Genomic DNA, 20,750 nt, shown 5'->3' on the forward strand with positions numbered 1-20,750 from the left:
TGGATATGGCACCAGAGCCTGTATTTACAGTTGATCCCCACCTGAGGCCGAAAGAAGCTGTGATTCCAGGCATGCCTGGTACGTTATAACGTCCCGGAGTCACCGCGTTCCGCAAAAACAGTCCTTGCAAACGAGGTGCATATAATCCAAGCCCTTGCGGGTGTTTTATCCATTTGCCACGCCAGGCGTCTTTTTCTTCGGAGGTGGCCGTAGATTCAAGCAGCATACCGTTGAAGCCGCCGGCGTCATATTTCTCCTTCAGTTCAGGATAATCCTCGAAAAGGAACAGAGAACCGTCGGGAATGCCGAGACACGATGGAAGAGTGGCCATGGTCGTGGGGATCAGGCAGCCGATAAGGCTTTTCCTGAAGGTCTCGACAGCGTCCACGTCCAGCGGGATGAGTTCCTTGCGGAATTTGAAGGGACGCACGGGATTGTCGCCAAAGAGATGACGGAAAAGAGCAGGGTAGGCCATGTTATTCTCCTTCGGTGAGCAGGTTTTCTTCCGCACGCAGGGCATCCATTTCCGCAGCGTACTGGTTCATGAGGGCGATTTCTTCGGCATATTCCTCGGCGCTGGCCCGACCTGTGGCGATTTTTACGCCGATGTAGTCGTGCGCCCTGAACCAGCTTTCCAGCTCGGCCATGCGGGCACGACGCGCTTCTTTTGCCACTTCCGCTTCCGGCTTGGCCGGCCTTTCCAGAAGGGCGTTTTCGGGAAGGGGGCCGAGGTCTTCCATGTGCCGGGCAGGAGATCTCCAGTCGTCTTCCGGAAGCCAGAAATCGGTGCCCGAACCTTCGATGATGACGCCGCCCTTGTCACGCTTCTGACGGTGGTCTTCCTTGATCTGCCAGGCATGGCCGTCCCAGCAGGCTGCCTGTCCTTCGGAGACTTCGGGAGGCGCGACGGACGTCGCTCCCTGCACATCAAGAATGAACTGCCCATTCGGTCTTTTCTGGGCGACACGGGACGACTGGAATTCACCGCTTTTCATGTCGTAAAAGTGGAGAAGGGGAGAAGACATATTACCTCCGGGATAGGGGTTAGAGACGGGAGCCGAAAAGGACCATCTGCATTTCGTCGCCGCTTGCAGCACTGAAAAGCAGTTTGATGGTAGTCGAGACAGTGCCGGCGTTTCCCGTTTCCGCGAATGCGCCGGCATCGACGGGATAGCCGTTCCAGAAGAGCAGGAGCTGGTCTCTGCCCACGATGTACGAAAGTCCGTCAGGCAGAGTCAGCGTTCCGCCGCTTTCGACGGGGGAGCTCAGAGTCCAGGTTTTCTGTACACGGGAGCTGATGCTGTCCACATATTCGCGTGTGGCCAGCACCTGAGCCGGATCGATGACCAGCTGAATGAGGCTGGCATCCTGCACTCTGAAGACCATTTTGACGGTCATGTCCGTGGCGGAACCGGACTGAATGTCGGTTTTCTCCGTGAGCGGAGTGTTGCCAATGGCAAAGAGCGTACCGTCGGCCAGGAAGAGACCGACTTCCCGGATGAAGAATCCTCCTACAGACTGGGGGATAACCAGCTCCGCCGTGATCTGGTCGGGGTTGTCCGGGTCCACGGTCAAAAGGTTGATGTTGGCCCGATAGACCTCATGAACAAGAGCCGTCATGGTAGCCTGCGGGGTTACGGGAGAGCCGTTGCCGTCGCCGACGGCCATGTGGGTCAACTGCACGGTGCTGCCCTGAGACAGCGCAACCTGAAGAGCGTTGCGCCCCAGGTTTGTGGTGACCGTTTTGTATGTCTGATCTGCCATGTTTCCTCCTACGAGCAGATGGTCATGGAGCTTTCAATGTGAGTGCCGAGACCGCAGAAGGAGTTCAGCGGCTGGGCGTCCAGCGCGTCTATGAGTTCCGGTTCAATGGTTATGCAGGTGCCCATGCATACGGCAGTTCCGCAATGCGTGGTCACTGAGCTTGCCAGGGCCAGCGTGATGCCGTCGCAGAGTGAGCGTTTGGACTTGTTGCTTTCTATGAGGCGGTGTGCCCGCTCTATGGCTTCCTTCATGATGCCGTCGCCGAAAACGGATATGGCCACCTTGAAGTGGTACGGCTCCGCCCCGTATTCAAACCATTCCAGCACCGTTGTGCTGATGTCCTGAAATGCGGCGTCGATAGCGCGTCTGACGGCCCATCGGGTTCCTTTTTTCCGGTGCAGCGCAATGGACGTGCGAACCATGTCGAGCTTGGCGTCATAGCTTTGCGCCAGATCGTAATCATCGACATGATATTGCCAGGCCATGAGATCAAGCAGGTTCTCTTCCAGGTCCTTCAGGCCGCCGGATTGTTCGACCAGGCGCTCCAGCGCGGGAGCAAGCGGCTTTCCGTCGCCTGACAGACGGGCAATGAGAAGGATGGAGGCTATGGCGGCATCGCCGGTACAAAGATGCGGCTCCAGGGAGTCGGCCACGCCATGCATGGTCCGGTCCATGGACAAACTCGCGGGAAGCAGATCAAGGAAGGGACGATCAGACATCTTCAATCCCTCCAAAGATCATGGAAACGGCGTCTTCCACGGCGAGCTGTGTTTCAGTCAGGGCCTGAAAAACAGGGGAAGAAAGTTCTACGCGCTTGGCTCCGGCATCCATGATCCTCCGAATGAGTTCGGACGGATTGATGTCCCGGCCGGGCTGGCTGCGCTGCCAGAGCCGGTAGGACTCGACGGCAGCGGCAACGGCCTCCGTGATGGTGTCGAGCATGGTGGAGTCATCCGCTGTGGCATACCATTTTCCCGTGATGTCATAGGAGACCGTATCCGGGGCAGCGACCTGCACGTTGTCGGTAAGCGGCCGGACATCTTCGGCAGACAGCGCTTTCTGGACGAGTTCGATGGTCGCAGGGTCCGGGAGTTCTCCGTTTGCCATGACAAGCCGGATGTCCACCGTTCCGGGCGTGGGCGTAGTGACGGACACGGCAGCGATCTCGGTGCTGGCGGCCAGAGTCAGCGCCCGATAGGCGCCTTCCGGTCCGGCGACGGAAAACGCTTCCGGAGCGAGCCTGATGCGTTCCCGAAGCCGATCGTCGCTTTCCTCGTCGTCGCCGTCGGTGCTGGCGGAGACATTGCTTGCCGACGCGACGTAAGCCACGATGTCCACCATTTCGCAGAGCTGGCCGGCTACAAGTCCGTTGGCTTTGGAGCCGCCTTCCACGGCTTCGGCAAGCACATCCACAAACGTTTCTCCGGGCTCGATGACGGCGGCGGACGTCGTTTTGAACACCGCAGTACCGTCGCGGGTGGCAACACGGCTGCCGGAAGGCACGGTGACGGAAAAGGTCAGCGCTTCCTGCAGAGAATAGCGGAGCATGGTGCGTGCCGGCTTGGCGGCAAGACGCTCCACGCCGAGCAATGCGCCGAGATGATCGAGGTGTCCGCCTGTGGCATAGGCCAGGAGGCCCTGACGGCCGGCCAGGTTGATGACGGCATTCTGTACGGCCAGGCGATAGGCCAGCGTTGCCAGAAACAGACGCACGGGGTCGGCCGGATAAAGGGTTTTTCCTGTGGCGGCCTCATATTCGGCAATGAGGTTCGATTCGATGACGTCGGAGCGCTCTTCTGCAAAAGAGACATCAGGCAGTGGCATAATCAGGACTCCCGAAGACTGAAGGTGATACGGGGAACAAGATGCCCCAGCATGGCGTCGGCATCCGTGCGCCTTTCGAGTCGGAGGCTTTCAACCTTGACCCGCGGCTCCCATGTTTCAATGGCCGTAGTCAGTGACCCGATGAGACGGGCCGTTTCCAGCGGAGAAGGGGAGTCAAGCACGGCAGGGTCATGGGCAAAGCTGCGATGAAGAGGGACCGATCCCATGAAGGTCAGCACGATCATGCGGATGTTCTGGGTGATTTCCTCCATGCCGCTTGCGCCGATGACGATGGGGGCATTGTCCACGAGAAGTTCAGGCATCAGACGTACTCCTTGAGTTCCAGCGTGGCATCGATGCAGAAAGGGCCGCTCTCCCCTTTGCCGCGCCAGCGTTCCGTGACGCTTTCGATGATGACGTTGCCGCAGTTCACGCCCATGAGAATGAGCGGCACAACTTGTCCCTGACGGCAGAGATCGGCCAGTCTGGCAAGATCCGCTTCCGGCTGAATCAAGCCTATTTCCACAAGGCGGATCTGCATGGTGATGGAGTCGAGATCCTCGCTGAGGTACTCAAGGCGGGGCTTGGCTCCGAGAACGTAGTGCGTCTCATACCGGGAGGATATTTTCCGGCTGATGTCGCGCGGCGTTCTGACAAAGGAGGCCGATGTTTCAAAGGGAATATCCCCCAGCGATCCTATATTCATGGCAACCTCAGTGCGGGGTGTCGGTCTGCCCGTCCGGGCAGGTATGGGTATGATGAGCCACGGAAATGCCTTCCGCCTTCATGTCGCCCGTGCTGTCCACGGTTCCGTCCACGTCCACCTTGCCTTTTATGCTGAAGGTGCCGGCACCGCCGCCATGACCTTCGGAAGAGATCGCCCCGGAAAGCATGATGTTGGGAGCCTTGAGAGATATGCTGGAGGATGACTCGATCTTGATCGCGCCTTCCGCAGTGAGCGATGCCGAACCTTTGACGGTACATTCAGCGTCGCCCTGAACGGAGGCGGAAAGCTTGTGGGCCTTGCGGTCATAGGAAAGCTCCGTGCCGTCGGAAAACCTGCGGTAAAAGACGTCGCTGTTCTTTGAAGGAGCCGCATTGGCATCCGAGTAGTAGCCGCCGAGAACGACGCCAGCCTCAAGTCCCGTTCCTGAGAAGAGCACGGCAACCCGGTCGCCCACGTCGGGCATATCCTGCACGGTATCCTTGCCCGCACGGGGGAAAAGAACCTGCAGAGGGTATGACACCATGTCGTCGCCGTCTTCCAGTACGACGCGAACCGTGCCTTTTTCCGGCTGGACGGTGGACACGGTGGCAAAGCGCAGGCTGGCTCCGCGGTTGCCTTCCAGTGCGCTTATACGGCGGTCAAAGCTTGCCATGTCGAAAGACATCATCCCTCCAGCGTCTTGCGGATTTTCAGGCGGACGGTATAGCCGGGCTTCAGCATGTGGTGAGCTTCCACAATGGCGTACTTGCCATCCCATTGACCGAAGCCGGCAAGCTCGATGTTGGAGCCGGAAACAAGGCTGGGATGCCCCATAAGTTCCAGCTCCGCGGTCTTTTCCTTTTCGTTTTTCTTCCGCAGTTCGGCCCGGCCGAGCTGCACGGCTTCCGTGGAATTTTCCACACGGCTTTCAAGTGTGAGAGTCTTGTCGTCGCTCATTGGTCTTCTCCCTTCACTTCCACTTCGGCCTTCTGCAGCTTGCCGGTTGCGGGATCGGTGTACTTCACCACGGCGCGTCGATAGCCGGTATCGGAACTGGAATCGAGAAAGCGATAGCGGGAAGGCGAAAACTGACTTCCAGATTTGGGGATGGTCAGAACAGGCTCGGCCTGATCGGCATCGTCGGCTTCAAACAGCACCAGCTTGTTTTCGTGAACCTTGCATTTGACGCCGCAGGCGGAGGCGAGTCGCTGGAGAAAGGCAAGGTCCGATTCATCACGCTGATCCTTGCGGCCGAAGCTGTGCTCCCTGGCGGTGTACATGAGGCCCAGACCGTTGCGTCCGGCTATCTCTGCGGCAATGCCCTGCAGGGAATATCGTTCCCATGCCTGAGTACGCTTTGTGTCCCTGATGGACGATGTGAGGGAAGCGGAGAGCGCCTTGATTTCCACGCGGTCGGGCGGGCCGGAGAATTCGATTTCATCCACGGTGAACCGGCCGCAGGGAAAGGTGATTTCCTTTTCTTCATCCCCCTCATTCTCCATCCAGTTGACCACCGTGAAGGAGGCATTGATTTCCGTGCCTTTTCTGGGCCTCCAGTCGCCGGACCAGTGACCGTCCCTGTCGTGGAGAGAAAGACGGACTTCGTCGGCCTTGCCACTTTCGTGGTCGATGTATTCAAACTCCATAACGCTGGCATTCATGTAGTCCGTGGCGTCGTGGCCACCGATGTCCACATGAAGCTTCACTCTTCGGGCAAGCATGGGCACCCCTTATTCCGTCATCCAGGGAGGAAGGTTGCCGGCAATGGTGGATGTTTCCACGTCGGGTACGACCAAGACTGTTCCTGCGGGGAAGATGAGCACGTCGGCATATTCCGGATTGGCCAGAATGAGCAGATGCATGAGGTTTTCCCTGCCCCACAGACCATAGGCGATGCTGTCCCAGGTATCGCCCTGCAAAGTTTTGTAGCTAGACGCCATAAGCCGCCCTCTGCTGATCCCGGACAATCCGGTCAAGAAGCTGCTCGAATTCGGAACGTCGTTCCTGGATTGCCTGGACGACCCGTTCCGCGAAATCCCTGTCGGGAATGCCGCTCATCTGGAAGCTGAAGTTTGCCGTGACGGGGGTACCCGAAAGCTGGCCCTGAGAGACCGGCTGTCCGGCCTGAGAAGACGAGGGCGACGCGGTCCCTGAGCCGTAAGGAGCCGGAAGAGCACAGGGAGACCCTTGCGGAACAGGAGACAGCGGAGGAACGGCAGCCTTGGGCGGCGGAACGACCGCTTCTGAAAGCTGGCCCTGAGAGACCGGTTGTCCGGTCTGAGAAGACGAGGGCGACGCGGTCCCTGAGCCGTAAGGAGCCGGAAGAGCAAAGGGAGACCCCTGCGGAACAGGAGGCAGCGGTGGAACGACAGTCTTGGGCGGTGGAACGACCGCTTCCAGATTAACCGTTTCGGCTTCTTCTTCGTCATCGCCTCCAAAGCCAGCCCATTTGCCGAGAGACTTCAGGGTATCCCCGAAGCCTTTGATTTTTTGCCAGACACTGCTGATGATGTTTCCGATGTAGCCGAATACAGCGTCAAAGGCAGCGCGTACCGGCTCACAGGTCTGGTAGAGATAGATAAGCCCGGCCACGAGAGCCGCGACGGCCGTGACGGCGATGCCGATGGGGTTGGCGGAAAATGCTGCATTCAGTCCCCACTGAGCGGTGGTGACCGCGGCAATGGCGGCTCGACCGCCCAGAAGTACAGAGCGGAACAGGCTGTAGGCCAGAGCGCCGGCGCGAACTACAGGGCCGAGCAGCATGAATCCCGCTGCGGCTCCCACGATAACGGTCGTGAGCGTCTGATGCTTTCCGGCAAAATCCGCGATGGCAGAGATGTACGGGCCGAGGGTATCAAGACCGGCATTCAGCGCAGGCAGTACGACGGAGCCGAGAGTAATCCCCATTTCCGCCAGTCTGTTTTTCATGATGACGAGATTGTTGGCCGTCGTCTTTGAGCGGTTGGCAAACTCCTGCTGCATGGCTCCGGCATACTGGGACTCGTCGCCGGCAATCTCAAGATTCTGCCTCACAAGTTGCAGGTTCTTAAGAAGCGGTGCGATGGCGCCGATGCTTTCCTTGCCGAATATCTCGCTCATGATGGAAAGCTGTTCGGCTTCCGGAAGCCGCTTGACCGCTTCGAGGACACTGATGACCGCAGCTGGTCCGTCCTTCTGCATCTGCCGAGAGAGCTTGACCACATCGATGCCGAGCTTGGCAAAGGCTTCCCGCTGGCTTTTGGTGGCGGCGCTGCCGGCCGTCAGGGAGAGAAGCATATTCTTGATGCCCGTGGCTGCCACTTCAGGAGCGATCTTCATGGAGTCCAGCGTTGCGGCCAGCGCCGTCATGGGCTTGGCGGACACGCCGGCGATCTGTCCAAGAGAACCGATGCGCCGCACAATGTCGGCAATGCCTTTTTCCGACGCGGAAGAGGTGTTGGCGTACTGGTTCATCAGATCCAGCATGGAGCGGGTATCTTCAAACGAGAGGCCGAGAGCCGTCCTGTAGCCGCCGATGGCATCCGCGGCTTCGTCATTGCTCATGCCGAAGGCCACCGCCATCTGTGCGGCCATGGTGGCGAATTCGCGCAGGTCACTGATGGCGGTCATGCCCTGCTGACCGCCGGCCGCGAACAGAGAAGCAATCTGGTCATGAGTCAAAGGAAGCTCACTCCCCAGACTCTTTACGGCGGCTTCCATCTCATAATAAACCGGAGTGAGAGCGCCGGTTTCATCGCGCATACCGTCAATGGTTTTCGCCGCGTCAGCCATGGCAGACTCAAAAGAAATGGCGGAGCGCACGGGAGCCGCCACGGCCATGATGCTGGCCACATCGCCCACGATGTTCTGCCGCAACATGGACCGGTTATCCTGTTCCCCTTGCATGGAGGACAGAAGCATTTTTTTGCTGTTCAGCGTCTCCAGCGTGGCGGCGGCTTTTTTGTGTTTTGCCTCCCATTCAGCTACAGAGGTCCCGTATTTGAGAGCTTCCTGCCTGGCCTTAACATAGTTTGCCGATACGCGCTGCAGCTCGGCATGGAGCTTTGCATCGGTGCCCCCGGACGCCCGATACTGGTCAACCAGGGAAGAACGCTGGTTCTGCAGCGTGATGGCTTTATTCAGAGTGGACATCTCCTGTCTGGTTTTGCCCATCTGAATCTGAGTTTGTTTGATTTTATTGGAGACTGTGGTAAATGCAGAATTGACTGAAGCCGCAACCGTGGCACCAATGATGAACCCTACGCCGAAATTCTGTGCCATGGTGTTTCTCCGGAGGTAATGATGGAAATTGTCAACGGTGTGCTGTCCGGCGTGATGGTGGTGCTGGCCGTTCTCGTTGCCGGAATTGTGATTCTTTGGTGTCTCTGTCGCGCGCTGGACGGCATGGCCCTTGCGTTTACAGGTACAAGGTTTGCCTTTGCCGCGTCTGGACGTTTGTTCGAGGCTGTGCGCCGGACCGTGCTCTATGTCCGGCACCGCAAGTGGCGGCCGGAATGGAAAGCGCGGGAGCGGAAGGCATGGGAAGAAGAGCTGAACGCCCGCAAGCGCCGGGAGCATCAGGAGATGCTTGCCCGGATCGATGCTTTAAAAAAGTCTCAGAGAGCCTGACTACTTGCCGGCCATGGATTTTTCCACATCCATGGCGACGTCCAGCCAGTCTTTCACGTCGCATACCTTCACGCTCCGCACGTCCTCAAGCCCCCATCCCGTGAGCCGGGACAGAATCACGCACAGACGCATCACTTCCTTCTTCGACATCGTTTCCGATGCGAAATCGCAGATAGCTTTTCTGCACCTGCAGGTAGTCTTCGAGGTCGAGCTTGCGGAAATCTTCCATGTTCATGCCGCAGAGTCTGGCCAGAAGAACGGCTTCGCCCTTTATGTCCGAGGCGTCCTTCACAGGACAGTCGAGCAGGTCGCCGAGGTCCGGCCGGCGTATGAAAATGTTGCTCAACTTTCCGTCTGCCAGATTCAGAGGATATTTCAGCGTGATGTTTTCCTTCATTTTTTCGCCTCCCAGTCATTCATGCTGCAGTGTTTTACCCGGTCGCGCTCTTCTGCACGTTTGCCGCTGTTGAACCTGTCCAGATCGCCGACCAGGTAGCCGGTAATCCGACGAATACGCTCGAATTTGACGCCCTGGCCGACAACGTAGGCGTCCATCAGATCATCCCCAGATTGATTCTCATGACCTGGAGAAGGTCGGTGCCCTGTATCCTGCAGATGAAGTTGAGCTTGTCGATTTCCATCTGTTCCACCCCATTGATCCAGAGCTTCAGGTAGGTGACTTCCAGTTCGGTTTCTCCGTCCATCTTCTTGGCCGGTTCCATGGTTCCGAGGCTGTTTGTCTTGGGAGCTGCCTGCAGGACCAGTTTCACGGGCAGATCAAGGAATTCACCGGTGCCGGCGTCCACTTTTTCGACGGAGCCGCGTATGTCCAGATGATGGGCGGTGGTTTCCAGAAGCTGAACGGCCTCCGGTTCGACCGTGTTCCATTTGATTTTGACGGTCATGCTTTTGAAGTGCCCCTTGACGGGGACTTCGATTTCACCGCCCAGGCCGAAACCGGAAAGCGTTTCCGACATATATTCGATGCTGGGCAGTTCAATGTTGCCTACTCCCAGAAGGACATAGCCGTCCTTATAGATGCGGGCATCTTCCAGAAGTGCGGGAATGAGGTTGGTCTGTGCCAGTGCCATGGATGCCTCCGTTACGCCGCTTCAAAAAGCGTGCTGAGGTAGTCGACGTCGTATTCCAGCGTGAAGTCCAGTTCTCCGGCGGCACTCGGAGGCGTGACATACACATGGAAGCGGGCAATGCCGCCCATGAGATCAGTCGAAGGATTTTCCGATTCCAGAAACTCCACGCGGCCGCCGAGGATGAATTCCCGCGCCGTCAGACCGTTGAGCCAGACGTTGAGCGTATCGCACACCGTTTCGATGAGCCGGCGGCGCAAAGGAGAGCTGACTTTCTGAAAGGCCGTGAGGATGATGCTGTTGCCTATCCAGTTGAACATCATGCGGACGGGGATCTGCACCTCCTTCACATCGGACACACCGGGATAGGCAGTCGTCAGATCGCCCCAGAACACAAACGAAGACGTGAAATTGATGAAGGTGGAAATACCGTTGCCGTTCAGGTAGGCGGCCTGAGCCAGGTCGAGGTTCAGTTCGCTGTCTCCGTACACCACCCCGTCGGCCTTCAGCCCGTAGTTGGACGGGCTCCAGAAGGGAATGTCGTCGTTCTCCGCAGCCCTGCGGCAGATGCCGCAGGCTTCGTGGATGTCGCCGTGTTCCTTCAGACCGTTATAGGTGGGAGAGCCGAAGGTGCAGATGAGATGGCTGTCGGTCAGACCGTTGTCGATGAGCCATGCCGGCGCTTCCGTATAGTTGTTCAGCGTTTCGGGCACGGTAATGTGTCCCTGGGCGCGGAAGACGCCGGAAATGTCGGTGCAGGCGGAAGCGATGGCAATGCCCACGGCCGGCACATCGGAGAAGCCCGGAGCCAGAATCTGGCCGGGAACAAGCCTGAACAGAGGAAACACACGCTGGACGGCGGAAAGGCCGGTAGGCTTCAGCGTCGTTTCATCCACGCCACCGATCACCTCCGTGGACGTGACCTTGGTCGGGTCGGCATAGGTGTAGGTGGCGGTAAGCGTCTCGTTCCCGGTAAGGCTTCCGCCTTCCAGAATCGAAATCTCGCCGGTCCCTGCGTTCAGGGAAAAATCGGTGTTTTCCGTAAGCGGGCTGCCTTCACTGACCTTCAGGGTCAGAGCGGACACGCCGCCGTGAGCGAGCAGGGCCGAACCCTTGACGAGAGTGAGGCTTTCGCTTTCGACCTCGCTGGTATGCTCCGCAGGGTCGAACACATTGATGCAGACAAGCGGAGAGACCTTGTAGCGGTCCAGCATCAGGGATGCCGCCTCGTAGAGCGGATATCTGGTATAGGGTTCATCGTCCCTCGGAGAGCCGAAGGCGGCCACGAATTCCGTCATGGTGTAGATGAGCTTCGGTTCGTTGACCGGAGCTTTGGTATTGCCCAGAGAGTGGACAGGAGCAACGCCTACGACCACGGGAAGAGTGGAAGTTGCTTCTACGGCCGAGACCAGTTTGGTATCGGCTTCACTGATGTAAACGCCATGCTTATAGGCCATGAGAATACCTCTCGGTGTGGGGATTATTCCATCCCCTTGAAGGTCCAGGTGGTCAGAATGAAGGCTTCGGCAAAGGGGAAGACCTGTTCATCAGGACGCCACCAGGGAACAATGCCGTCTTTGGTAGGTTCCAGCCGGTACAGTTTGGCCAGAGGTTGCTTTTTGAGCTGGAGCAGGCGGTGCCTGACGGCGTTCAGGACATTGTGCAGATGGTTTTCTGCCTCTTCGCCGGTTTCTCCGCGCACGGCTATGCGTATGCCCACGTCCATGCTGGCCAGCCCGTCCTCGGTTTCTTTGCCGGAAAGAGCCTGAATGGAGACAAAGGGCACGCGCTCCCAGCTTTCCTGACCGGTGGGAGGAAGGCCGAGTATCAGGCTCGGCACGGTTTCCGTTTCTTCATGGCTGCCCCTGTGTTTTCTGGGCAGACGCAGATTCTCCAGAGCCGGAGACAGATAATCGGAGAGCTCGGTAAGAAGGAAAAAAGAGTTCATAGTCTGGATACTCCCAGCCGGTTCAGTTCAGTTTCGAGGTTGCGGAACAGGCTTTGCCGGCCGTACTCCTGTACTTCAGGGATCATGCCGTCTTCGTACATATGCCACTGCAGGGAGGGGCCTCGCTTTTCATGCAGCGCATCATCCGATTCCGTCCGGTAGAACACCGCGGTGCGGCCGCGTACCGTGGTAACAAAGAGCTTCGACGTGCGGCCGACTGCTTCTTCGCCTCGCACACGAGAGTCGTCGTAGAGCTTGCCGCCCTTGCGGAGCCGGTACCAGGTGCGCGGTCTGTCACGGGAAGCGACGCCTTTGGGAGGAACGCGGAGCAGAGGGGTGACCTTGTAGCTGATGAGGGGAATCTGCCCGGAGGCAATGCGGACTTCCTGAGCTCCGTTTCTCTGTCGTGCAGTGACGGCACGGGTTACGGAAGTTCCAGGCAGTTCCACGACTGCCTTGAGCTTCTTGGTGACGCGCCGGCGAAGGACGCTGCGCGTCGTTTTCTCCGCCTTCTGAAGAGCCGTTTCCAGAAGGACGGGAAAGGCGGCGCACATTTGCTTGCACCTGGCGACGTCCTTTTCATCGAGGCGGATATCAAGAGTCGGCAGCATGAGAACCTCACGAGTATGCCCGTTGCAGTTCCAGGACGAGTACGCCCATTTCTTCCTTGACGCTGGTGTCGTCCGGGCCGATCTGCCAGCGCTCGCCGTTGATGGTCACCAGCTGTTCCGGAACAGGCCGCGGAGTTATGGAGTCTTCCATGTACAGAGTGCGGACTTCCTTCAGGAGACCGAGAGCGGAGGCATCGGAAAAGCCCTGCGAGCCTCCCGTGGAGATGGCGGCATGACTGTCGTCGATGACGGCGCGTACAGTGTGCCCGTCGAAGTCTATTTCTTCTCCGAATTCATCGAGCATCATAAAGACGGCCCGGACATCGTCCATGACTTCATCCCGAAACATCAGCGTTCCTCCCGGCAGGCTTCCAGAGAGGCTTCAAGGACCCCGACCCGCTGGGCCAGAGCACCGTTTGCCGCAACCAGTTCATCCATGCGCGTATGGAGACGGGAGACAGTTTCTTTCTTGGCGTAGAGCGATACGCACAGAACACGCTGGTTTTTCAGCTCATCCACGGCCTTGGAAATTATATCATGCTGCCGGTCGTGCCGGCGCAGATAGTAGCTTACCACGGCCACGTTCACGCCCAGGAGCGCACAGATGAGGTTGTACATGATGTCGGGACTCACAGCAGACCTCCTGCCTGTTCCATCCAGAGTTGCAGTTCTGCCGCTTCGGAGGCGGGCAGATGTATCCATTCACCGGGTACAGTTACCGTTTGCCCCTGATACTCATACGACCAGGCCTCAGTCGCTATGGCTCCCGGAGTTGTCGGCAGGACGCCGGTCTTTGCCGCCGAAGCGTTGCAGCCAGCTGCCAGCACCATCGGAACGCACACTGTCAGCATGATCCTGACGGTTGGTTGCCCGACATTTTTCCAGTGCCGCAGCCAGAGCAGACACGATGACCGAAAGGAGCTCCAGAAATCGGTCCACACGGCTATTCCTGTTTCTTTTTGTTTTTCAGCGTCTGAATCCATCCCCAGATGAGAGAAATCATGCCGCCTGCACCGAAGATGGCCGTGAGACCTTCCATAAGCGTCTGCTGTTCTTCCGTGGACACGTCGATGCCGAACCAGGCCATGACGGCCACAAGGATGCTGACGACGCCAGCAATCACACCTTTATTCATCGTTTTCCTCGGTAGCACGTTTCAGCCAGCCCGCCAGAAATTTTCTCTGTACGGGATTGGCCGCAGCAAGGGCAATGTAGTAATTGCCCTGCTGAAGATTGAGGCAGCGGAGCACATCGCCGGCGCTGTGCCCGATCAGAACGGAGTCAAGGGCGGCAAGCGTTTTTGCTCCCATGGTTCCATCGACGGAGAGATCCTTGAAAAGCGTCTGTCCCTGCCTGAAGTTCAGGGCATTGCAGGTCTTCTGCAGAAACATGACTGCCCTGAGAACGCCGAGATTGACCGCCTGTTCCAGCATTTCATCGGCCAGGGCCTGCGGCATGGTGTCGGCACAGGCCTTGCTCCAGAAATTCTTGAGGTAGAACTGAGACACACGGGCATAGAGCGTAGGGATTCCGGCCAGATGCTTGCTGAAGGCAGCGGGGCCTTCCTCATAGGACTCATGAACTTTCGCCTTGGCGATGATGCTCCAGCCGTCCCAGGCAGGCCAGGAGCGGCTGGAGATGCCGCAGTAGGTCTCTCCGCCCTTATCCCCAGGCACGTTGCACCAGCCGCCTTCCTTCTGAAGCAGTTTTTCCAGAGCAACGTCGAAACTGGCCATTACGCGGTTACTCCGGTGATGATGTAGCCGGCTCCGGCGAACTGGATGCACTCGTCCGTGTACTGGCGCACGCGGTAAATGTCGCTGCGGGTCTGTTCTTCCCGGTACTGTTCGGTCACGATGATGTCGGGGGCATCGTTTTCCCACACGAAGGTGCGGCCGAGGCTCGGTTCCTTCAGGTCGTTGCCGCCGCTGGAAATGCAGGCCAGCATGACCTTGTCGACGGGCCAGACGGATTCGATTTTCTTTGTCTGCTTCTTGGCGGAACTGTTGTAGACGGCCCCTGCCACAAGCAGATGCTCCACGCCGAAGTAGGCCTTGAGCTGCTCAACGGTCAGCGCTCCGCGGATGGCGTTGGGGCTGGTGTATTTCACGCGCTCGATGACGGCTTCGCACAGCGAAATGTGGTCGAATACGTCCTTGTCCATGATGAGAGCATTGGGCTGCAGGCCGACGGTATGGCGGAAAGTTGCCTTGCCGGCGCTTACGTCGGCCAGCGGATCTGCCGAGCCGTAGCTGTTCCAGGCGGCTTTTGCAGCGGCATTCGTGAACACCTTGGTATCCATGACCTTCTTGGCCACGCGGCGTTCCATGGAGCGGAGCACGATGCTGGTAGCCCGTTCCACGGCTACGGTCTCAGCATCGAAATAGTTGCGGAAGTGTTCAGCCTCGGTGTCGTCCAGAGGTTCTTCCCAGCCGTTTTCGGTGCAGCTGTAATCTTCCATCACGAATTCCCAGTCACCGCGGGCGTAGGCCGAGCGGGCGGCGCGTCTGGTATCGGCCACCTCCAGGATGGCTTCAGCGGGAATGACGGGATACTGAGCACTTTTCAGCTGGGTATAGAAGGGCGGAAGCACAAGGGAGCCGATGAAGCCCTGTTTTGCCGCATTCATGGAATATTCGTAGGCCAGAGCGCCGAGGTCGGGGCGAAGAATGGCAGAAGTTCTGGGCATGGGTTACTCCGTTGCCTGAAGGTTGAGCAGCGGCATCATTTCCACCAGAGAGCCGTCTTCTCCGGCAGTCAGAGCTATGCCGCACACAGGAAGGGCCGTGCTTTTTGCCACAGCGCCGTTGGCCGCAGGGCTGAGTTTGTCTCCGACGGCCACGGCACCGCTGCACAGCACTTCCACGGTGCCGGACGCATTGATGAGGCGCACGCCGACAACATCTTCGGCATCATGCGCCTGAGTTTCGGCCACGCCGACAGGCAGCGTTTCCGCCGTGCAGGGAACTACGCCGTCCGCCGTCAGGCTCACCAGCGTGTTGCATTCGATGGCCGCGCCGGCCACAAAGGTTTTGCGGGGAATTTCAAAGTAGCTCATGTGTTCTCCTAGTTCTGAAGTTCTTTCAGCCACTTCTGATGGACATCCGGGTACTTTTCCGCGATGGCCCTGACGGCTTCGCCGCGCCTGGCGTTGTGTTCCACCATGTAGTTGTCCACAAGCTGTTCAAAGCCGGCGGCGTTGCGCGGGGCCGACCCGCGGGGGGCGACGTCCGTGCCGCTGTGTGCCTGACGCAGGGCATCGAGTCTGCTGCCGGAGCTTGCGAGCACCTTTTTCACCTTGTCGAACTGCTCCGGCGTCATGTCGGATTCCGCAAGTTCCTTCAGCGTGGCTCCGGCCTCTTCGCCGATGGCGGCCGCGGCCAGCGCCACCATGCGTGCGCGTTCCTGTTCGCATCCGATTTTCATGCCTTCTTCCTTTGCCGCGCTCAGGGCGGTCCGGTGTTCCTGTTCGAATTCCGTTTTGAGATCCGACACCGCTTCGGGGTACTGAGCCTTGAGTTCCGTCGAATTCATGGGGACTCCTTCTTTAATGTGTTGCAGGAATTCCGACCGGGAACAGACCCGGTCGATAAGCCCCTTGGAAAGGGCTTCACTTCCCGAAAATATTTTTCCGTCGGCCATGGTCAGAGACTTTTCGCGGTCCACGCCGCGGCCTTTTTCCACGGCCTTCAGAAAGAGATCGTAGGTTTCATCCACGCCGGCCTGCAGGTAGGAGCGCATTTCTTCCGAGAGCGGTTCCACGGCATTGCCGGCGGCCTTGTAGTGACCGGCGGCAATGATGTTGCAGGCAATGCCGTTTTCTTCGAGGGCTTTGGAGTATTCGCGGTGAATCAGAATGACGCCGATGCTGCCCACCTGAGCCGTGGCCGGCGCGGCGATTTCGCGGGCACTGCAGGAAAGCCAATACGCGGCGGACGCCATGAGACCGTCGGCAAAGGCGTACACGGGCTTCATAAGACCGACCTGCGAGACGGCTTCCGCCAGCTCTTCGATGCCGTCCACCGTGCCGCCGGGAGAGTCCACATCCAGCATAATGGCCTTGACCCTCGAATCCGCCGCCGCACGGCGCAGGCAGGAGGCAATGTCGCGCATCCCGTCGCACAGCTTCCAGCCGAAGAAAAACAGGCCGTTCTTGGCCAGAGCACCGTGAACAGGCACAATGGCCACGGAGCCGTCGAGCTGATAGTCCAGGTCGCCCGTCGGCTCCGGGGTTGTGCGGGCATTCTGCCGGGCCACACGGGCCGCTTGATGAAGGAGCACATCAAGCGTTTCCGGCAGAATGGCCCATTCGCGGGGGAGGGTGGGTGAAATATTATTGTTCGTCGGCATGATCGTCGTCCTTTGTTGCAGATACAGGAGAAGGGCTTTCTGCGAGGCCGAGTTTTTCCATCAGACGCTTTTCCCGCTGCCGGGTGCGAATCACGGTTTCAAAGTCCAGACCGCGGGCATGGCAGATGGCCGAGTGGGTTTCCGTGAAGTTGGCCAGAGCAAGATTGTCGGCCTCCCGTTCCTTGACGGGATCGATCTGTCCGCGGGGCGGCCGCGTCCATACGCAGTTGCACCAGGCGCGAAGCGTGAACGGGTCGGAATCCGGGGCCTTGGCTTTGGCGGGAATAGCCAGCATTCCGCGAATCCAGGCTTCCTCCAGCACCATGCGGTAGTAGGGCGTAAGCACGGAGCGGACGAACCAGTCCTGATAGAGCGCGTGCAGCTTCCACACTTCCAGAAGGGCTGCACGGGCGCTGGAGTAGTTGGTCTTGGAAAAATCCTTGGCCACGCTCTCGTAAGGCTGACCGGTAGATGCCGCGGCCGCCCGCAGAATGCGCTCATAGAACTGGTCGAACATGGAGCCGGGCCGGTTGCTGGATATGATGTGCGGCTTGTGACCGGCCTGTCCGAGCACCACGGTGCCGGGCTGAATCTGCTGGGTGTAATCCGGCGGAATAGCGGAGGACGTTCCGCCGAAGCCGCCGCCGGGGAACGAGGGGTTCGCGTCTTCGATGAACACCGTGAAGCTCGCCGCAATGAGCGCCCCTACCAGCTCGTAGTCCACATAGTCGGCAAGGTCGCGGAACTGCTTCATGGCCGGAGCCAGAATGCTGGTGCCGCGGATGGCTTCCGGCATGAGCGAGCGGTAGCGATGCAGGCAGATGATGCGGCCGGCCTTTTCCCGTTCAACGCGGATGAAGTCGCTGGAGCTCAGACCGTTCAGGGGCTGATCGTCGCCGGGAGTGGCTATCCAGTAGGCGAGCGGCTCCCCGTAGCGGCCGAGTTCAATGCCGTTCTGAATGGAATGGTCGCCGGTTTTGTCCGTCGGGGTACGGAGGCGGGCAGGGTGCAGCGGCTGAATGCAGAAGCCGAAAAGCCTGTTGCCATCCTCGCGCCAGGCGGAAAGATGGAGAATTTCCCCCGTGGTCAGCATGGAGCGCATGGCCTGATACTGAATGTCCTCAAAGGAAAGAACGGCTCCGGCGTCGGCTTCCTCGCTCCAGAATTTCCATGCACGCTCCATGGATTCCGCAAAGGCCGCGCCTTCGTCTTCCGAAATGCCGAGAGTGGCGCAGTCCGGGTAACTCTGGGGTTTGAGGCCGCCGCCCACAATGTTCAGAGCCAGAGCATCAATGGCGGAAACGGCATGACCGTCGTTGGCAAGCAGCGATTCCGCCCGCTCCATGGCCTTGAAGAAACTGAGCTGCTCCTCGTGGCGGTGCAGGCGGCGCGGATGCCAGTTGCCCATGGTGCCTTCCCGGCCTCCGGCGGCATTCCGTACATTGGTAATACGGCCGGAGGCCGCCGCCATGCTCATTCTGGCGAACATACGCTGTGCGCCCGCCCTGGGAGAGATCCAGGAAATCATGCGGTCGAGCATATTCATGGAGACCTTCATCAGTAGCCTCCTCGGCCGCCGCGGCCGGGTATGCCCTGCAGAAAGAAAGGCAGACCGCGACCGGCCTGTTCGTCTTCCACCGTGGGCTGAGAGTTTATCCAGTCCAGCGTCTCCCGAATTTCAGGCAGGTCGGCATAGCGCAGGCGGCGGGAGCCGATGGTGTATTCCTGACCGGAACTCACCTTGGCCAGAGCCTTGTTCCAAAGCTCAAGCTGCCGCCTTTTTTCTGCTCGTGTGAAAATAGCCATGTGCTTACCCTGCGTACTTGTACGCAATTTTCGCCCTCTCAAAGTCGAAGGGCACTTTTACGGGGATATAGCACGGCTGGAAAAATCCGTCACTTGCGTATGTGGCGTATGTGGTGAATATGGCGTATGTGGCGTATGTGGCGTATCTTTTTTAAATTTTTATCCCTATGAAATTATTGTTCTTTTTGTGTATTTTAGTATCACAGGGGAAAATAACAATTTTGTCACATGAATAAAATCAAGTAGTTACACTATGCGAAAAAGTGCAAAAAATGCAAAAATTGACAACCTGTTGAATTAATAGGTGGTTCCGCTTTTAAAAAAAATAAAAAAAATTAAAAAAAAGTGCGGACACCTCAGAAAAAGGAGGTGTCCGCACACTTGAACTGTTGTTTGAGACTATACGGAAGGGCGATATGCCTGCGCCGCAGCCTGCAGAAAACCGGAACGGCTCATGCCCAGTTCGCGGGCCCGGCGATCCACGAAGTCGCGCATATAGCGGGGCATGGTGATGTTGCAGGGAACAGTTTTTTTGTCCAGAAAGTCGAAGTTGACATCCACGAACATAAGAACGCCGTCCTGAGCGTCTTCCAGCTTTGCCACTTCATCGAAGGTGGACGGCACGGCAGGAGTAAAGCCGTCTTCACCTTCGGCATAACACTGAATGGCTTCCTGCACGTGTGCAGGGATGTCTTCAGGGGTAGAAGCGCTGGAAAAACAGCCCGGATAGTCGGGAACAATGATTCCATAGTCGGATTCGGGGTCCTTGTGGACGATAACGACATATTTCATGGGAACTCCTGTGATGACGGGGGAGCTTTCCCCCGCCTTGCAGCTAAAAGATTTTCAGGCCCGTCTGACGCTCAATTTTAGAGCAGATCCGGCAGGTGCAGCCGTACCTGGGGAGCCTGCCGGTGGATGTCGATGAGCATGGCGCAAAGTCTGCGGTCGAGGGTTTCGAGCATGGCCCAGACCATTTTGCTTTCCGCCTTTCGGCCGGAGTCCTTGAGAAGTTCGGCATAGGCCATCATGGGCGTGAGCAGCTCGTTGACTACTTCCCCGGCCAGCGGGCCGACGGGAGAGACTTCGTTACGCATGGCAGACCTCCGGGATGGGCTTTCCCCAGGGGAGCAGCAGGACAGGCATGAAGGAAGGCCGTTTTTCTATCCGGGCGACCTCCACAACCGGCGCGGCCTTTTTCGGGCGGCGGTGCTGCACCAGGTGGAGCGCGTCAAACACGTTCTGGATGAGGGCGGCTTCTTCGTCGGGGCTGTGATGGGCGGAGCGGATGCAGAGAATGGTGTCCAGATACGGATCGTAGGCGGGAAGGTTACGCATGGGCCACCTCCAGTTCGGAAGCGGCGGGAGCGTCGTCCGAGCGGGCAGGGCAGAGCGTAATGACCCAGGTGCCGCCCATACGGGCATCCTGAAGAAGTTTATCGTGCATGGCTTTCAGGTTGTCCACGATGGAAGAAAGGGAATCGGAAGCCTCGGCCATCATGAGGCAGACGCCGTCAATGTTGGCCAGACCGCCTTCGTTGACGATGTCCATGAGCTCCGCAGAAAGACGGACTTTGGTTTCAATGGTTTCCAGCTGGTCCAGAAACTGGGGGAACGACTTGCCGATGCGAAGGTCGGAAAGCTGGGACATAAGGCACCTCTCTGATTTTTTCGATGGGCCTTCTGCCGGATATGACAAAAGGCCGGGAGCTCGAAAACGCCATAGAACGCCCAGGCCTATTCCCCCGAAGGGTATTTTATTAGCCTACTCCCGGCCTTAAATAGCCGATAGATATGCCGCTGCTTTTCAGGCGCAGGGCATGAAAATAGCCACGCTTTCGGGGTGATGGCTGAACCGTCTATGGAGGAGGTTTCGAGGCTCCGTGAGGCCAGTGAATTAAATTTTGCGGGAGATGTCAAGAGGAAAGGAAAAACAAGAGGAAAAGAGTTGTTGCTTAAATTTGACATTAAAAAGATAATAATAAGAGGTAATGATAAAATGTAGGAGTTTTGATATGGCGGACGAACAGCTGGAATTTTCACCA

Annotated in this window: 34 protein-coding genes and 1 pseudogene; 1 reads left to right on the forward strand and 34 read right to left on the reverse strand. The window is 58.1% G+C overall.

From position 1 onward, the window contains the following. The 12 genes and pseudogenes from K8W16_RS09205 to K8W16_RS09260 form a co-directional block, all read right to left on the reverse strand. Positions 1–475 (reverse strand): annotated as a pseudogene (locus K8W16_RS09205) (hypothetical protein); the annotation flags it as partial. A gap of 1 nt (position 476) precedes the next feature. Then, a complete protein-coding gene (locus K8W16_RS09210) occupies positions 477–1,025 on the reverse strand; it encodes a lipoyl synthase (protein ID WP_304122856.1) in 549 nt (182 codons plus the stop codon). Between the two features lie 19 nt (positions 1,026–1,044). Next, positions 1,045–1,764 (reverse strand): phage tail protein, encoded by a 720-nt coding sequence (locus K8W16_RS09215; RefSeq protein WP_304122857.1) that lies wholly within the window; start codon positions 1,762–1,764, stop codon positions 1,045–1,047. 8 nt (positions 1,765–1,772) lie between these two features. Continuing rightward, positions 1,773–2,483, reverse strand: a complete 711-nt coding sequence (locus K8W16_RS09220) for a phage tail protein I (protein ID WP_304122858.1) — start codon at positions 2,481–2,483, stop codon at positions 1,773–1,775. Further along, positions 2,476–3,588, reverse strand: a complete 1,113-nt coding sequence (locus tag K8W16_RS09225; protein ID WP_304122859.1) for a baseplate J/gp47 family protein — start codon at positions 3,586–3,588, stop codon at positions 2,476–2,478. The genes K8W16_RS09220 and K8W16_RS09225 overlap by 8 nt, the downstream gene beginning before the upstream one ends. 2 nt (positions 3,589–3,590) lie before the next feature. After that, the gene (locus tag K8W16_RS09230; protein ID WP_304122860.1) at positions 3,591–3,911 is read right to left on the reverse strand and encodes a GPW/gp25 family protein; all 321 of its coding nucleotides are present in this window, start codon (positions 3,909–3,911) and stop codon (positions 3,591–3,593) included. Beyond that, positions 3,911–4,294, reverse strand: a complete 384-nt coding sequence (locus K8W16_RS09235; protein WP_294488961.1) for a phage tail protein — start codon at positions 4,292–4,294, stop codon at positions 3,911–3,913. Before K8W16_RS09235 ends, K8W16_RS09230 begins: the two co-directional genes overlap by 1 nt. 7 nt (positions 4,295–4,301) lie before the next feature. Beyond that, positions 4,302–4,979, reverse strand: coding sequence for a phage baseplate assembly protein V (locus K8W16_RS09240; RefSeq protein ID WP_304122861.1), 678 nt, complete (start codon positions 4,977–4,979; stop codon positions 4,302–4,304). Then, entirely contained in the window at positions 4,979–5,251 is a 273-nt protein-coding gene (locus tag K8W16_RS09245; protein WP_294488956.1) for a hypothetical protein, read from the reverse strand. The genes K8W16_RS09240 and K8W16_RS09245 overlap by 1 nt, the downstream gene beginning before the upstream one ends. Next, positions 5,248–6,015, reverse strand: coding sequence for a phage late control D family protein (locus tag K8W16_RS09250; RefSeq protein ID WP_304122862.1), 768 nt, complete (start codon positions 6,013–6,015; stop codon positions 5,248–5,250). The genes K8W16_RS09245 and K8W16_RS09250 overlap by 4 nt, the downstream gene beginning before the upstream one ends. A 9-nt stretch (positions 6,016–6,024) precedes the next feature. After that, on the reverse strand, positions 6,025–6,234 hold the full coding sequence (locus tag K8W16_RS09255) for a tail protein X (RefSeq protein WP_304122864.1): 210 nt from the start codon (positions 6,232–6,234) through the stop codon (positions 6,025–6,027). Beyond that, positions 6,224–8,425 (reverse strand): phage tail tape measure protein, encoded by a 2,202-nt coding sequence (locus K8W16_RS09260; RefSeq protein ID WP_304122865.1) that lies wholly within the window; start codon positions 8,423–8,425, stop codon positions 6,224–6,226. The genes K8W16_RS09255 and K8W16_RS09260 overlap by 11 nt, the downstream gene beginning before the upstream one ends. Before the next feature lie 150 nt (positions 8,426–8,575). Here K8W16_RS09260 and K8W16_RS09265 point away from each other — a divergent pair, with 150 nt between their 5' ends. Further along, positions 8,576–8,902, forward strand: coding sequence for a hypothetical protein (locus tag K8W16_RS09265; protein WP_304122866.1), 327 nt, complete (start codon positions 8,576–8,578; stop codon positions 8,900–8,902). On the opposite strand, the gene K8W16_RS09270 is transcribed toward K8W16_RS09265, so the two are convergent. From K8W16_RS09270 to K8W16_RS09375, 22 genes are all read right to left on the reverse strand, one after another. Beyond that, positions 8,903–9,034: a hypothetical protein gene (locus K8W16_RS09270; protein WP_304122867.1), complete on the reverse strand. Its 132-nt coding sequence runs from the start codon at positions 9,032–9,034 to the stop codon at positions 8,903–8,905. Continuing rightward, a complete protein-coding gene (locus tag K8W16_RS09275; protein WP_304122868.1) occupies positions 8,988–9,299 on the reverse strand; it encodes a phage tail assembly protein in 312 nt (103 codons plus the stop codon). The genes K8W16_RS09270 and K8W16_RS09275 overlap by 47 nt, the downstream gene beginning before the upstream one ends. After that, complete coding sequence (gene nrdD / locus K8W16_RS09280) at positions 9,296–9,457, reverse strand: anaerobic ribonucleoside-triphosphate reductase (protein WP_304122869.1); 162 nt, start codon at positions 9,455–9,457, stop codon at positions 9,296–9,298. Before nrdD ends, K8W16_RS09275 begins: the two co-directional genes overlap by 4 nt. Beyond that, the gene (locus K8W16_RS09285; RefSeq protein ID WP_304122871.1) at positions 9,457–9,993 is read right to left on the reverse strand and encodes a phage major tail tube protein; all 537 of its coding nucleotides are present in this window, start codon (positions 9,991–9,993) and stop codon (positions 9,457–9,459) included. The genes nrdD and K8W16_RS09285 overlap by 1 nt, the downstream gene beginning before the upstream one ends. Before the next feature lie 11 nt (positions 9,994–10,004). Then, on the reverse strand, positions 10,005–11,447 hold the full coding sequence (locus K8W16_RS09290; protein ID WP_304122872.1) for a phage tail sheath protein: 1,443 nt from the start codon (positions 11,445–11,447) through the stop codon (positions 10,005–10,007). A 23-nt stretch (positions 11,448–11,470) separates the two neighbouring features. Then, positions 11,471–11,938 (reverse strand): hypothetical protein, encoded by a 468-nt coding sequence (locus tag K8W16_RS09295; RefSeq protein ID WP_304122874.1) that lies wholly within the window; start codon positions 11,936–11,938, stop codon positions 11,471–11,473. After that, a complete protein-coding gene (locus tag K8W16_RS09300; protein ID WP_304122876.1) occupies positions 11,935–12,549 on the reverse strand; it encodes a hypothetical protein in 615 nt (204 codons plus the stop codon). Before K8W16_RS09300 ends, K8W16_RS09295 begins: the two co-directional genes overlap by 4 nt. Before the next feature lie 7 nt (positions 12,550–12,556). Further along, positions 12,557–12,898, reverse strand: coding sequence for a hypothetical protein (locus K8W16_RS09305; RefSeq protein ID WP_304122878.1), 342 nt, complete (start codon positions 12,896–12,898; stop codon positions 12,557–12,559). Beyond that, a complete protein-coding gene (locus K8W16_RS09310; RefSeq protein WP_304122879.1) occupies positions 12,898–13,182 on the reverse strand; it encodes a hypothetical protein in 285 nt (94 codons plus the stop codon). Before K8W16_RS09310 ends, K8W16_RS09305 begins: the two co-directional genes overlap by 1 nt. A gap of 117 nt (positions 13,183–13,299) precedes the next feature. Beyond that, positions 13,300–13,488, reverse strand: coding sequence for a hypothetical protein (locus tag K8W16_RS09315; protein WP_304122881.1), 189 nt, complete (start codon positions 13,486–13,488; stop codon positions 13,300–13,302). A 4-nt stretch (positions 13,489–13,492) separates the two neighbouring features. After that, positions 13,493–13,684 (reverse strand): hypothetical protein, encoded by a 192-nt coding sequence (locus K8W16_RS09320; protein WP_294446276.1) that lies wholly within the window; start codon positions 13,682–13,684, stop codon positions 13,493–13,495. Beyond that, positions 13,677–14,285 (reverse strand): glycoside hydrolase family 108 protein, encoded by a 609-nt coding sequence (locus K8W16_RS09325; protein WP_294446275.1) that lies wholly within the window; start codon positions 14,283–14,285, stop codon positions 13,677–13,679. The genes K8W16_RS09320 and K8W16_RS09325 overlap by 8 nt, the downstream gene beginning before the upstream one ends. Next, positions 14,285–15,238 carry a hypothetical protein gene (locus K8W16_RS09330; RefSeq protein WP_304122884.1) on the reverse strand — a complete coding sequence of 318 codons (954 nt, stop codon included), beginning with the start codon at positions 15,236–15,238 and terminating at the stop codon, positions 14,285–14,287. The genes K8W16_RS09325 and K8W16_RS09330 overlap by 1 nt, the downstream gene beginning before the upstream one ends. A 3-nt stretch (positions 15,239–15,241) precedes the next feature. Further along, positions 15,242–15,607: a hypothetical protein gene (locus tag K8W16_RS09335; protein ID WP_294446273.1), complete on the reverse strand. Its 366-nt coding sequence runs from the start codon at positions 15,605–15,607 to the stop codon at positions 15,242–15,244. An 8-nt stretch (positions 15,608–15,615) separates the two neighbouring features. Next, on the reverse strand, positions 15,616–16,899 hold the full coding sequence (gene sppA / locus K8W16_RS09340) for a signal peptide peptidase SppA (RefSeq protein ID WP_304122887.1): 1,284 nt from the start codon (positions 16,897–16,899) through the stop codon (positions 15,616–15,618). Further along, positions 16,883–18,457: a phage portal protein gene (locus tag K8W16_RS09345; RefSeq protein ID WP_304122889.1), complete on the reverse strand. Its 1,575-nt coding sequence runs from the start codon at positions 18,455–18,457 to the stop codon at positions 16,883–16,885. The genes sppA and K8W16_RS09345 overlap by 17 nt, the downstream gene beginning before the upstream one ends. Beyond that, positions 18,457–18,705, reverse strand: coding sequence for a hypothetical protein (locus tag K8W16_RS09350; RefSeq protein WP_294446270.1), 249 nt, complete (start codon positions 18,703–18,705; stop codon positions 18,457–18,459). Before K8W16_RS09350 ends, K8W16_RS09345 begins: the two co-directional genes overlap by 1 nt. Positions 18,706–19,104: 399 nt before the next feature. Further along, entirely contained in the window at positions 19,105–19,497 is a 393-nt protein-coding gene (locus K8W16_RS09355; RefSeq protein ID WP_304122891.1) for a type II toxin-antitoxin system HicB family antitoxin, read from the reverse strand. Positions 19,498–19,574: 77 nt separating this feature from the next. Continuing rightward, positions 19,575–19,802, reverse strand: coding sequence for a hypothetical protein (locus K8W16_RS09360; RefSeq protein WP_304122893.1), 228 nt, complete (start codon positions 19,800–19,802; stop codon positions 19,575–19,577). After that, positions 19,795–20,043, reverse strand: a complete 249-nt coding sequence (locus K8W16_RS09365) for a hypothetical protein (protein WP_294488894.1) — start codon at positions 20,041–20,043, stop codon at positions 19,795–19,797. The genes K8W16_RS09360 and K8W16_RS09365 overlap by 8 nt, the downstream gene beginning before the upstream one ends. Further along, positions 20,036–20,356 (reverse strand): hypothetical protein, encoded by a 321-nt coding sequence (locus K8W16_RS09370; RefSeq protein ID WP_294488891.1) that lies wholly within the window; start codon positions 20,354–20,356, stop codon positions 20,036–20,038. The genes K8W16_RS09365 and K8W16_RS09370 overlap by 8 nt, the downstream gene beginning before the upstream one ends. Positions 20,357–20,442: 86 nt before the next feature. Further along, positions 20,443–20,750 (reverse strand): hypothetical protein (locus tag K8W16_RS09375; RefSeq protein WP_304122895.1); only part of this gene is annotated, 308 nt, incomplete at its 5' end.

Origin of the sequence: Mailhella massiliensis (genome assembly GCF_020741395.1) — a bacterium.
GTDB lineage: Bacteria > Desulfobacterota > Desulfovibrionia > Desulfovibrionales > Desulfovibrionaceae > Mailhella > Mailhella massiliensis_A.